This is a genomic window from Enterococcus pallens ATCC BAA-351 (assembly GCF_000407485.1).
Classification (GTDB): domain Bacteria; phylum Bacillota; class Bacilli; order Lactobacillales; family Enterococcaceae; genus Enterococcus_A; species Enterococcus_A pallens.
This window is the reverse complement of the sequence record NZ_ASWD01000002.1, coordinates 789,076-802,361: the sequence shown is the minus strand read 5'-3', so window position 1 is coordinate 802,361 and position 13,286 is coordinate 789,076. Positions and strand designations below refer to the sequence as shown.

The following is a 13,286-nucleotide window of genomic DNA, read 5'->3' as shown; positions in this document are numbered from 1 at the left end:
ATTAACCTAAAAAGCCGAACCACCTTCAAAAATAGAAGGCAATTCGGCTTTTCTTACTTTTATTGTTTGTAGTCGAAGCAGGTCACGATAATCTCTTTCAACTCGCTGATCAGTGGTTCTTTTGGATTGGCGGTTGTACATTGATCCTCGTAAGCTAGTTCAGCCATCCGATCGGCAGTAGCATCCAAGACTTCTTGGGTTACTCCTTGGGCTTTCAAGTTCATTTCGATACCTACACTAACACCCAGGTTGTAAACGGCTGAGATCAAGGCTTCTACTAATTCAGCCGTTGTATTGCCTCTCAAGCCTAAGAATCTAGCAATGTCTGCATAGTCAGTATCCGCTCGGAAGTAGTCGTATTTAGGGAACATCGCATGTTTTTGCGGGTCCTTGGCATTGTAACGAATAATATGCGGCAATAGAATCGCATTGGTACGTCCGTGAGGAATACCGTATTCGCCGCCGATTTTATGAGCGACTGAGTGACAAATTCCTAGGAAAGCATTGGCAAAGGCCATACCAGCCATCGCTGACGCATTATGCATTTTTTCGCGAGCTTCGGGATCAGCGGTTTTGACTGATTTTTCTAAATAGTCAAAGACGATCTTAATTGCCTGCAAGCTTAAGCCACGTGTGTAGTCTGACGCCATTACAGATACATAAGACTCAATCGCATGGGTTAATACATCCATACCAGTATCAGCGGTAATTGATGCTGGCACAGTGACTACAAATTGTGGGTCAATAATTGCCACATTTGGCGTCAATGCATAATCAGCTAACGGATATTTCACGTGTGTTTCGCTGTCTGTAATAACGGCAAACGGTGTTACTTCGGCACCTGTACCTGAAGTAGTTGGGATACAAACCAGCTGAGAGTTCACAGGTTTCTTAATGCCGTACGTCCGTTTGCGAATATCTAAGAATTTTTGTTTTGCGCCAAAGAAGGAAGTATCTGGGTGCTCATAGAACATCCACATGCCCTTTGCCGCATCCATTGCTGAGCCGCCGCCTAGACCGATAATGGTATCTGGCTGGAAGTCAATGATTCGTTCCAAGCCTTTGTAGACCGTATTAGTAGAAGGATTTGGTTCAACGTCTGAAAAGACTTCAACTTTCACATCGTTGTCGCGCCGATTTAAGACCTCAGTCACGATGTCAGCATAGCCAAATTGAACCATTCCTGGGTCACAAACGATCATAACCCGAGAAACATCTTCCATCTTGGTTAGGTACAATAGAGAGTTCTTTTCAAAGAAAACTTTCGGTGGTAATCTAAACCATTGCATATTTTTTCTCCGTTTCGCTACTGTTTTGACGTTTAATAAATCAGGGGCTGAGACGTTATGAGAAACTGAGTTTTTACCATAAGATCCACAACCAAGAGTTAATGATGGAATCAATTCATTGTAAATATCTCCAATACCACCTTCAGAGGATGGTGTGTTTATTAAGATACGGCAAGCTTTCATGCGCATTCCGAACTCTAATTGCAAATCTTCGTCCTCGGTATGAATAACCGCGGTATGGCCTAAACCACCCAAATCTAGCATTGCTTCACAAAGATCGAAGCCGTGTTCCGCGTTATTGGACTTAACCATTGCTAAAACCGGAGAAAGTTTTTCACGCGATAATGGATAATCCGTGCCAACGCCATCTAATTCAGCAATCAGCATCTTTGTCCCTTCTGGAACTCGAATGCCTGCTCTTTCAGCAATCGTAACAGCGGAAAGCCCAACAATTGCTGGGTTAACAGCATATTTGCCTTCGTTCATTACGGCTGCTTCTAATTTTTTCAATTCAGATTTTTTCACGATATACGCTTGATGTGCTTCGAATTCGCGTTTCACTTCATCGTAGACTTCTTTGTCAACGATGACTGCCTGTTCAGAGGCACAAATCATCCCGCTGTCAAAGGTTTTAGAAAGGAATAGGTCATTGACGGCACGTTTAATTAACGCTGTTTTTTCGATGTAGGCTGGTACGTTACCAGGTCCCACACCCAAAGCAGGTTTACCAGTGGAATATGCAGATTTAACCATCGCGCCACCGCCTGTTGCTAAGACGATCGCTACCCCTGGATGGTTCATCAGACCTTGTGTTGCGTCTAAGGATGGTGTTTCGATCCATTGGATACAGTTTTCAGGAGCGCCGGCTGCTACTGCTGCATCACGGACGATCCGTGCTGCTTCAGCTGAACATTTTTGAGCGCTTGGATGGAAAGCAAAAATAATTGGATTACGCGTTTTAATAGCAATTAATGATTTGAAAACAGTTGTAGAGGTTGGGTTAGTTGTAGGTGTAACTCCGCAGATAACACCGACAGGCTCGGCAATCTGGATCAAATGGCGCTGCTTGTCTTCGTGAATGACGCCAACGGTTTTGTCGTGCTTGATATTGTTCCAGATATACTCGGAAGCATACATGTTTTTGATCGCTTTATCTTCGACAATTCCACGACCCGTTTCTTCAACAGCCATTTTGGCTAACAGCATATGCTTATCTAAAGCAGCCATAGCCATTTCGTGAACAATATGATCGACTTGCTCTTGTGTAAAGTTTTTCATGCCCTTCAATGCAGCATTGCCTTTAGCAGCCAAGTCGTCAATCATCTGCTCCACATTGATTGTTTCTTTTTGCTCTGTTTCCGCTGATTTAACCATTTGTTTCCTCCTAAATAATATTTTATTCTCACTAAGCATAGGCTAAGAGAACGCGCTTGTAAACGGTTTCTAAACATAAAAATATTTTCACAAACTTTTTCATATAATGAAATAACAATACTTAGCTCATTGTATTATAGTTATTTTTTCATCTCAAATATATGTAAAAGCTTAGTGACAACTGTCTTGTGCCACTCTTTAGCTGAGCTTGTGAAATTAATATAATAGAATCGAACTTAATGCAATAAAAACTTTTTTAGTTACTTGAGAATTTGAGAAAAGAGTAACAAGCGTTAAAATTATAAAAAAATGGCAGAATCTGTCTTTAAAATGAAAAAAGTGCTCATTTTTCGAAAATTCGATGCTGGTAGAAAATTCTTTTTAAAAATATCTCAACAAGTCATTAAGCACCCTTTAGAAAGTTGCAAAAGGGCGTTAAAACCAGTATGATGATACAAGTTGTTTGTCCATACATAGCAAGGAAAGTAGGAAGAAAAATGACACAACCTGCGATTTCTTATCGTTTAATTAAAAAAGAAAAACATACAGGTGCCCGTTTAGGTGAAATTATCACTCCTCATGGGACCTTTCCCACACCAATGTTTATGCCAGTAGGAACATTAGCTACTGTAAAAACCATGTCACCAGAAGAATTAAAAGAGATGGGTGCTGGGATTATCCTGAGCAATACCTATCATTTATGGCTGCGCCCAGGAGAAGATTTAGTGGCGGAAGCTGGTGGACTGCACAAGTTCATGAACTGGGATCAACCGATCTTAACTGATTCAGGTGGGTTTCAAGTATTCTCTTTAGCTGATATGCGAAATATCGTTGAAGAGGGCGTTCATTTTAAGAACCATTTAAATGGCTCGAAAATGTTCTTATCTCCTGAAAAAGCAATTGATATCCAAAACAAGCTAGGCTCAGACATCATGATGAGCTTTGATGAGTGTCCACCATTTGATGAAAGCTATGACTATGTGAAGAAGTCGGTGGAACGCACTTCACGTTGGGCAGAACGCGGCTTAAAGGCGCATGCCAATCCAGATACTCAAGGCTTGTTTGGAATTATTCAAGGAGCCGGCTTTGAAGATTTACGTCGTCAAAGTGCGAAAGATTTAGTCAGCATGGATTTCCCTGGCTATTCTATTGGCGGCTTATCCGTAGGGGAACCAAAGGCTGAAATGAATCGGGTTTTGGAATTTACTACACCATTGATTCCTGAGAATAAACCTCGTTACCTAATGGGGGTTGGCGCTGCGGATTCATTAATTGATGGCGTCATTCGCGGCGTAGATATGTTTGACTGCGTATTGCCGACTCGAATTGCTCGTAATGGGACGACCATGACTTCTCAAGGCCGTTTAGTAGTAAAGAATGCGAAATTCGCGCATGATTTCCGTCCGCTGGATGAAAACTGCGATTGCTATACTTGCCGTAATTACAGCCGTGCTTACATTCGTCATTTGATTCACTGTGATGAAACATTCGGGATTCGTTTAACTTCTTATCATAACTTGTATTTCTTAATCAACTTAATGAAGCAAGTTCGTCAGGCGATTATGGATGATAACTTGTTAGAATTCCGTGAAGCGTTCTTTGAGGCCTATGGATTTAACAAAGAAAACGCAAAAAGTTTCTAAAAAATGATGCAAACCACTAGTTTAAGTCTGTTATCTTTGTTACAGTATTTAGTGACTATTAGAATGTGAGGGGAATAAACATGGGAAGCTTTCCAATGATAATCTTGTTAGTTGTGATGATCGGTATGTTCTTTATGATGAATCGTACCCAAAAGAAACAACAGCAAGAACGTCAAAATTTATTAGATGCAATGAAGCCAGGCGATAGTGTTGTAACAATCGGCGGCTTGCACGGAGTTATTTCTGAAATGAACAGTGCTGAAAAAACTGTTACTTTAGATTGCGAAGGCATCTTCTTAGTGTTTGATCGGGCATCGATCCGCACTGTGAAGTCAGCAGCACCAGTCAATCCAGCACCAGTTGAAACAACTGAAGCAGTTGTTGAACCGGAAGTAACACCAGAACCAACGGATAAAGAAGAATAATTTTGTACAGATGAAGGCCGCAGGTAAGCGTAATGTTTACTTGCGGCTTATTTTTTGTCTCGTTTTTTCAATATTCTGCCAACGTTGTGAAATGTTGAATTAAATAATGTTTGTCTTTTTATCTTTTGCAGAATTTCTTAAACTTTAGAAAATACCACAGAAGGCCTAGCAGCAGGCACATTTGTTAAAGAATAAAAAGGTGTGAAAAAAAATCACAAAAAAGTATTTACAAATCTAAACCGATGTTGTATGATGGGAATGTGAAAAAATTAACAAATAATTTATGTTATTAGGAGGACTCACATGGCAAAAGCGGTTGAGAAAGAAACAAAAGACACGATCAATGTTGAGCAAATGATCGATGAGATGGCAACGAAGGCCAATGTAGCATTAGATATCATGGCTGATTTCGATCAAGAAAAAGTTGACCACATCGTTCACGAAATGGCAATGGCAGCACTAGACAAGCACATGATGTTGGCAAAAATGGCAGTTGAAGAAACTGGCCGTGGGATTGTCGAAGATAAAGCAATCAAAAACATGTATGCTTCTGAGTACATTTGGAACAGCATTAAACATGATAAAACTGTTGGTGTAATCGGCGAAGACAAACAAAGAGGTTTGATCGAAGTTGCTGGACCAGTTGGTGTTATCTGTGGGGTTGTACCAACAACTAACCCAACTTCAACAACTATTTTTAAAGCAATGATTGCTTTGAAAACAGCAAACCCAATCGTATTCTCATTCCACCCATCTGCACAAAAATGTTCAGTGGAAGCTGCACGCATCGTCCGTGACGCTGCAATTGCTGCTGGAGCTCCTGAAAACTGTATCCAATGGATTGAAACACCATCAATTGAGGCAACTCAAGGCTTGATGAATCATCCAGGCGTAGCGATCGTATTAGCAACTGGTGGACCAGGCATGGTTAAATCTGCTTACTCTACTGGTAAACCTGCTTTAGGTGTAGGTGCTGGTAACGCTCCTGCTTATATCGAAAAAACTGCGAAAATCAAACGTGCAGTTAATGACTTATTTGTATCAAAAACATTTGATAACGGCATGATCTGTGCTTCTGAGCAAGGAATCATCGTTGACAAAGAAATTTACGATGATGTGAAACGCGAATTTGAAGCACATCAAGCATACGTTGTTAAGAAAAATGAATTGAAAAAATTAGAAGATGCTGTAATGAACGAAGGCAAATATGCTGTTAACCCAGCAATCGTTGGTCATTCAGCTATGGATATCGCGCAACGCGCTGGCATTAAAGTTCCTGAAGGGACTAAAATGTTAATCGCTGAATTAGATGGCGTTGGTGCTGAATATCCATTATCTCGTGAAAAACTTTCTCCAGTACTAGCAATGGTTAAAGCGAACAGCCAAGCAGAAGCATTAGATATGTGTCAAGGTATGCTTGAACTAGGCGGACTAGGACATACAGCAGTTATTCATACTGAAGATGAAGACTTGCAAGTGAAATTTGGTTTGCGCATGAAAGCTTGCCGTATCTTAGTTAACACACCATCTGCTGAAGGTGGTATCGGTGATATCTACAACGAAATGATTCCATCATTGACTCTTGGTTGTGGTTCATACGGTAAGAACTCTGTATCTAAGAACGTATCTGCTATTAACTTAATCAATGTTAAAACTATAGCGAAACGGAGAAATAATATGCAATGGTTTAAATTACCACCAAAAATCTTCTTTGAAAAGAACTCATTATTGTATCTAACTAAGATGCAAAATGTTGAACGCGTTATGTTAGTTTGTGACCCAGGTATGGTTCAATTCGGTTATGCTGACATCGTTCGTGAAGTATTAGGCCGTCGCAAAAACGACGTGAAGGTTGAAGTATTCTCAGATGTTGAGCCTAACCCTTCAACAAACACTGTTTACAAAGGTCTAGAAATGTTCAACGAGTTCCAACCTGATACTGTCATTGCATTAGGTGGTGGATCTGCGATGGATGCGGCGAAAGGTATGTGGATGTTCTTTGAACACCCAGACACTTCATTCTTCGGCGCGAAACAAAAATTCTTGGATATCCGCAAACGTACTTACAAGATTGCTGATCCTAAGAAAACACAATTTGTATGTATTCCAACTACTTCTGGTACTGGTTCTGAGGTTACTCCGTTTGCCGTTATCACCGATAGCGACACTCACGTGAAATACCCATTAGCAGACTACGCATTAACACCAGATGTAGCGATTGTTGACCCTCAATTTGTTATGACTGTGCCACCTTCAGTAACAGCTGATACTGGTATGGACGTATTAACTCACGCAATTGAGTCTTATGTATCTGTAATGGCATCTGACTACACTCGCGGATTGAGCTTGCAAGCAATCAAGATCGTCTTTGAACACCTTGAAAATTCAGTGAAAACAGCTGATCCAGAATCAAGAGAAAAAATGCATAACGCATCAGCAATGGCTGGTATGGCATTCGCGAATGCTTTCTTGGGAATTTGTCACTCAATCGCTCACAAGATCGGTGGAGAATACGGCATTCCTCACGGACGTACGAACGCAATTCTATTGCCTCATATCATCCGTTACAATGCGAAAGACCCACAAAAACATGCAATGTTCCCTAAATATGACTACTTCCGTGCCGATACAGACTACGCTGATATCGCGAAGTTCTTAGGTCTTAAAGGTAACACAACTGCAGAATTGGTTGATGCATTAATCGAAGCAGTTTACAACTTAGGTAAAAACGTTGGTATCGACATGAACTTGAAAGCACAAGGCGTAACGCAAGAAGTTCTAGATGCTACAGCGGATCGTATGGCTGAATTGGCTTACGAAGACCAATGTACTACTGCTAACCCTAAAGAACCACTAATCAGCGAGCTGAAAGAAATCATCGTTACAGCTTACGATTACAAAGCATAAGACTACAATGAAGAGCCTCCCACGTGGAGGTTCTTTTTTTGAGTTTTTAAGCGAAACTTTTATTCGGAAAATAGCTCTAAAAAACTTCATGAATCAGCTTTAGATCTGATATGAACTTTCTTGGGTTTCTTTATTTTTTATAAATTTGAACTCTACGATTGTTCTATTTTAAAAAAAAAGTTAGACTGGTATTAAGGGAAGAAAAGAGGGACAGACGCCAGTGGAAAAGCTAACGCGGGAGATACGTGAACTCAGCCAAACAAACGCAGAATTGGTTTCTTTAGGCGAGTTTTTAACCAGTCAAACCTATTTAATGAATAAAAAAGCCGCCCAAATCTTTATCTTGGATTTAAGAGATTATGTGGAGGCGTTAGAGATAGTAACAAACCTCGTACCGGCAGCTGATAGTCAGCAGCAGGAGCCGAGAAAGATCAACAGTCTGCTTACGCGGGAATATGAACTGATTAAATTAATTCAACGGGATTTTCAGCGTTTGTTGAAAGCCCAAGGCGAAAAACTGAACTTATTCGATTTAAACGCAGAACAAATCACTCATATAATGGAGCAATTAGAGCAGCTGCATATTTTAAACCAGTTCCTGTTGCAGGATAATTTGGTCTTTCAGACGATGATTAGTACCCACGAAACAACAGGTGGCAATATTCGTGTGGGAAAAAAGAAAAGCTTCTGGCAGCGATTGTTGAACAGAAAATAGGAGGAAAAATGAAGACAATTGGATTATTAGGCGGTATGAGTTGGGAAAGTACGGTATCGTATTACACTCTGATTAATCAAGGGATTCAATCCGAGCTGGGTGGCTTGCATTCAGCCAAGATTCTCCTAGGCAGTGTGGATTTTCAAGAAATAGAAACGTGTCAGGCGCAAGGTGAGTGGGAGAAGAGCGGCGAGATTTTAGCTGATTATGCTAAGGGATTAGAAGCAGCTGGAGCTGACTTTCTGTTAATTTGTACCAACACGATGCACAAGGTAGCGCCCCAGATTCAACAGCAGCTAACGATTCCTATTTTGCATATTGCAGATGCGACGATTGATCAGCTGAAGCAGGAGGGAATTACCAAGGTGGGGTTATTAGGTACGAAGTATACCATGACCCAAGACTTTTACAAGGAACGAATCATTGATCAGGGAATCGAAGTGTTGATTCCTGATGAAGAGGCAATTGAACGAGTGAATACGGTCATTTTTGATGAGCTGTGTTTAGGGACGATTAATGCCGCTTCGAAGCAGCAATACCTAGCAGTGATTGATCAATTGAAGGCTGAAGGCGCTCAAGGGATTATTTTGGGATGTACGGAGATTGGTTTGTTGATCCAGCAAGCCGATGTGGACATTCCATTGTTTGATACCACGGAAATTCATTGTACAGCTGCCGTGAAGAAAGCTTTGGCAGAATAAACAAATAAAGACGAAAGACTCAGCTAATATTCTGAAGTCTCTCGTCTTTTTTAGCGTGCAGCTAAGTTGTAAAGGTTAATCCCCCGCAATTCCGCCCATTCTTTGGGGGCTCCGGTGATGATTAACTGATTTTTTTGCACATCTTTAGTTGTTGCTTTGCCTGTTAACGCGTAAAGCAAACGCAGTTGAGCTTTCCAGTCTTCTACTAACTCAATTGTGGCATCTACACCCTCCGACATGACGGTGTTTAAGATAGTACCAGAAATACCTACCGCGTTAGCTCCTAAGCTCACCGCTTTAAAAATATCAAAGGCATTGCGGATACCGCCTGAAGCCAAGACAGTCAGCTCATCCATAAACGGCTGAGCCTCCAGCAGGGAAATGACAGTGGATTGTCCCCAGTTGTCTAAATAAGACAACTCACGACGCTCACGACGAGAATTTTCAATCTGAGTAAAGCTGGTACCCCCGCGGCCAGAAACATCCACTGCTTGAACCCCAAGCTCTAACAGCTTTTGAATCGTTTCCTGAGCCATGCCAAAACCGACCTCTTTGACGATGACTGGAACGGAAACGGCCTCTATCGTTTCGCGAATATTGGCTGCCCACGAGTCGAAATCGTGTTCACCTTCAGGCATTACCAATTCTTGAGGGACATTCAAATGGATTTGCAAGCCATCCGCATGCAGCAGATCAATCATTTTTTGTGCATCCTCGGCATTTCGGCCAGCACCCATATTAGCAAGAACTAGCCCTTGTGGATTTTCATCGCGGACAACCGTGTAAGAGTCAGCGACCGATGGATCCTTCAAAGCAGCTGAGACAGAACCCGTTGCCATCATTAGGCCAGTTGCTTTTGCCACCATGGCCAATTGTTGATTAAACACTTTGGTCTTTTCACTGCCGCCGGTCATAGCATTAATATAAAAAGGGACTTCTAAAGTGAGTCCATTAATCGAAGTGGTTAAATCAATCTGAGCATCGGAAATCGAAACCATTGACTGATGGACAAAAGATACCGCATCGAAGTCATTTTCTTTTGGCTGGCTCTGTTGCGCTTTTGCCAGTAACAGGTGTTCATCTTTACGATTCATTAATTTCCTCCGTAAAATGGTAGACATGTAAAGGTAATGGGGTAATGCCAGCCTTTTCCCATGAGCTCATCAAAGGAAGGATGCCAGCCTTTTTATCAACGATGACAATACCGCAATCGCCGCCGCCAGCACCAGATGATTTGGCTGCCCCAGAATATTTTTCCGCCAGGTCGTTTAAGACCTTCAGCTGTTGTGTTTCAATCGATACATTACTAAACGTAGTTAACTGATTAAGCAGTTCGCGATTTTTGCGAATCATTGCTTGAATTTCAGCTACATTTTCATGCTTAAAGCCTTCAATCATTTGGTCCACACAGGCTTTGCTGTCAGCTAAAAACTGTTCATAAGCCACGGCTTTTTCTTCTCTTGATTGATGAACCTGATCCACCAAATCAGAAGTAGAAGCTGGGCTGCCTGTCCAACCAATCAGCAGCCGCAAATCCTCCGGTGCCTTCAAGGGTTCGATTCGCAAACTAGGCCAGTCGCTTTCAATAATAGTTGATAAGCTTTCCTGCTCCAGCTTTTCCAGCAGCCAATCATGATCAAAGGTTGAAAAAGCCAACCAACCGCCATAACAGCTGGCTGCAATATCTCCACAGGAACCATTGCCCTGCACATTTAAATGGGCCAGTGTAGCTAACTTGAACAGCTCTAATTGAGAAAGCTGCAGATCGTAAAAGGCATTTAGCGCTTTTACCGTAGCGACGGTTACCGCACCGCTAGAACCTAAGCCGTATTTGCGACCGTTGGAATTATCTAGCTCACTGGTTACTTTTAAATTAAAAAAGGCCAGTGCTTTGCCTTTTTCCTGCGCATAACGCTCAGTAAAATGAATGGCAGCCAAAATATAGTGAAAAGGGTTGTCCCTGATATCTAAAACTAGTTCATTGTTTCGTCGTGTCCACCGAATAGGCAGGTCACTGTATTGAGCCGATTGAATACTGCCGCTTTTTTTAGCAGCTTCAATGGAGACGTTGATAAACTGGTCGATGGCTACGATAATAGCTGGATGACCAGGCTCGACTACGGCATATTCGCCGGCGATATATAATTTACCAGGAGCTGAAACTTCAATCATGCTTCTACTTCCTTTGTCGTTATTTTGATTCCAGGCCCAGCATGGGCAGTGATCAATTGATCCGCTGAAAAATGTTCCTGCAGCTTGCCTAGTAAGGCCGCTTCGTCTTTTCGCTGTACAAGAATTTTAACATTTGGTCCTGCATCCATCGTGAAGTAGCAGGACAAGCCTTGATTGCGAAGCTGACGGACAAGATTCATGGCCCGCATGCTTTCAGCCGACCAATAGGTAAATGGCGGTGCCGCAGCTAAAGTAGTGCCGTGCATTTTCAGAGCACTAGCTTCGGTAACTTCACCTAATGCTTGGAAATCTTTATCAGTGATTGCTGTGTGAGCTTTAGCTAAATCTTGAGGCACGGTAGCCAGCCAACCATCGTAAAATGCGGAGGTTTCAACCGTTCGCTGCATCCCATCCCGACTAGAAACATCCTTTTGCTGGTCGTTGACTACCACAAAGATCATACTCAGCTCATCTTCAAAGCTGTTGGAGACAATCGGTACAGCATAAGAGGTTTCATCGGAATCCCCTTTTTGCCATTCTGCAAAGCCGCCGTAAACACTGCGGCAAGCTGAACCTGAACCACGTCGGGCTAACCGAGACAATTCTTTTTCTTCCAAAGATAAGCCTAAAGCCGCGCTAGCCGCACCAGCCAAAGCTGCTAAACCGCTCGCCGAAGAAGCCAGCCCAGCTGCTGTCGGGACAAAATTTTGACTGTCCACTTTGGCAAATAGCTGACTTTGTGCTTTTTCTCTAATTAAATCGAGAAAACGGCTAATCTTATCGGTTGCTTTTTTATCCTGTAATTGGTGATCTAAATAAAACTGATCCTCAGAGAATTCTGAGGAAAAGGTGACGGAGGTTTCTGTGTAGAAAGCATCCAGTGTTAATGACAAACTATTGTTCATGGGCAGAATCAGCTGCTGATCAGCCTTCCCCCAATATTTAATCAACGCGATATTGGTGTACGCTCGCGCGTGACCTTTATACATGTGCATATACCCCTAACCCTTCGATCCACGTATCGCGTGCGCCGGCACTGAGTAAAATCTGCTGCAGGCGGCGTCCGCTTTCTTCGTTTTTTGTTAAAGCAATCATACACCCGCCACGACCGCCGCCAGTCAATTTCGCACCCAACGCTTGATTGGCTAAAGCAGTTTCGATTAAGTGGTCCAAGGCATAATCGCTGGTTCCTAATGCTTGTAAATGTTCCTGTGCCCGAGTCATATAAGCACCCAAAAGCTCAGGCTGATTGGACAAAATTGCTTGCTGTGCTTGTTTGGTCAGCTGTCCCAGTTGACGAATTCGGCTGCCGGTTACCAAGCGGTCAACCTCCATCAAATGAGCAACATCTTTTACAGCTTTACGGGTCTGTCCCTTGTGTCCAGTGTCTGCCACCACTAAGAAGGCATCCATGTTTAGCTGGAAGGGCTGAAAATCCAAGCCCTTTTGGTAAAGCAACGGCTCTGTACCGCTAATCGTTGCCGCATCAATTCCGCTAGGATTTCCATGGGCAATTTTCTCAGCTTGATTAACAAAAAATAATATATTTTCTTGATCTGCCGGCAGCTCCAGCCAGTCGAAAAATGCTCTGGTGATAGAGACAGCCACGGCTGCACTTGATCCCATGCCACGTTCGGCTGGAACCGTACTTTCAATTGTTACGTAAAATGGTTTCTGAATAGCAAATTGGCGAATCAGCTGCCATAATAAGACCGTCACATTCCGCATAGAGTGGGGGGCCTTTGTCAAAGGACCATGATAAAAGCTGGATTCAATCCAAGATTCGTTTCCTTGATGAAATTGGACAGTAGTTGTAATGCCGGTACCAGAAAAGGGAAAAGCAATTGCGGGTTCCCCATAAACCACCGCATGTTCCCCCATTAAAATGATTTTTCCGCTGGCGTGTCCTAGGCCAATGTTTTTCATTCAAAAAACTCCTTTTTGTGCCCGATGCAGAAGTTTCACTCCTGTATTCAATCTCTTCTATTTTACTCAGAGAAAACAAACAAGTAAATGAATCCGTTAAAAACTTTTATAAACTGAACTTTTTTTTAAACATT

General features: G+C 42.3%; 10 protein-coding genes. 5 read left to right on the top strand and 5 right to left on the bottom strand.

What is annotated here, in order from left to right; translation table 11 throughout:
- Positions 1-59: 59 nt before the first annotated feature.
- Positions 60-2,663 carry a bifunctional acetaldehyde-CoA/alcohol dehydrogenase gene (gene adhE, locus I588_RS10270; RefSeq protein WP_010755092.1) on the bottom strand — a complete coding sequence of 868 codons (2,604 nt, stop codon included), beginning with the start codon at positions 2,661-2,663 and terminating at the stop codon, positions 60-62.
- Positions 2,664-3,160: 497 nt separating this feature from the next.
- Between adhE (I588_RS10270) and tgt the strand changes: the two genes are divergently transcribed.
- The 5 genes from tgt to I588_RS10245 all read left to right on the top strand — a co-directional run bounded on the left by tgt (position 3,161) and on the right by I588_RS10245 (position 9,054).
- The gene (gene tgt, locus I588_RS10265; protein WP_010755093.1) at positions 3,161-4,306 is read left to right on the top strand and encodes a tRNA guanosine(34) transglycosylase Tgt; all 1,146 of its coding nucleotides are present in this window, start codon (positions 3,161-3,163) and stop codon (positions 4,304-4,306) included.
- Positions 4,307-4,386: 80 nt separating this feature from the next.
- On the top strand, positions 4,387-4,731 hold the full coding sequence (gene yajC / locus I588_RS10260; RefSeq protein ID WP_010755094.1) for a preprotein translocase subunit YajC: 345 nt from the start codon (positions 4,387-4,389) through the stop codon (positions 4,729-4,731).
- 303 nt (positions 4,732-5,034) lie between these two features.
- Positions 5,035-7,638, top strand: a complete 2,604-nt coding sequence (gene adhE, locus I588_RS10255) for a bifunctional acetaldehyde-CoA/alcohol dehydrogenase (protein ID WP_010755095.1) — start codon at positions 5,035-5,037, stop codon at positions 7,636-7,638.
- A 220-nt stretch (positions 7,639-7,858) separates the two neighbouring features.
- Positions 7,859-8,353 (top strand): hypothetical protein, encoded by a 495-nt coding sequence (locus I588_RS10250; protein ID WP_010755096.1) that lies wholly within the window; start codon positions 7,859-7,861, stop codon positions 8,351-8,353.
- 8 nt (positions 8,354-8,361) lie between these two features.
- Complete coding sequence (locus tag I588_RS10245; protein ID WP_010755097.1) at positions 8,362-9,054, top strand: aspartate/glutamate racemase family protein; 693 nt, start codon at positions 8,362-8,364, stop codon at positions 9,052-9,054.
- A 50-nt stretch (positions 9,055-9,104) separates the two neighbouring features.
- Here I588_RS10245 and fni read toward each other — a convergent pair whose 3' ends face one another.
- From fni to mvk, 4 genes are read right to left on the bottom strand one after another with little or no spacing between them, the layout of a single operon-like run.
- Positions 9,105-10,148: a type 2 isopentenyl-diphosphate Delta-isomerase gene (gene fni, locus I588_RS10240; protein ID WP_010755098.1), complete on the bottom strand. Its 1,044-nt coding sequence runs from the start codon at positions 10,146-10,148 to the stop codon at positions 9,105-9,107.
- On the bottom strand, positions 10,138-11,226 hold the full coding sequence (locus I588_RS10235) for a phosphomevalonate kinase (protein ID WP_010755099.1): 1,089 nt from the start codon (positions 11,224-11,226) through the stop codon (positions 10,138-10,140). Before I588_RS10235 ends, fni begins: the two co-directional genes overlap by 11 nt.
- A complete protein-coding gene (gene mvaD, locus I588_RS10230) occupies positions 11,223-12,215 on the bottom strand; it encodes a diphosphomevalonate decarboxylase (protein ID WP_034692286.1) in 993 nt (330 codons plus the stop codon). The genes I588_RS10235 and mvaD overlap by 4 nt, the downstream gene beginning before the upstream one ends.
- On the bottom strand, positions 12,208-13,152 hold the full coding sequence (gene mvk / locus I588_RS10225) for a mevalonate kinase (protein ID WP_010755101.1): 945 nt from the start codon (positions 13,150-13,152) through the stop codon (positions 12,208-12,210). Before mvk ends, mvaD begins: the two co-directional genes overlap by 8 nt.
- Positions 13,153-13,286 lie beyond the last annotated feature (134 nt).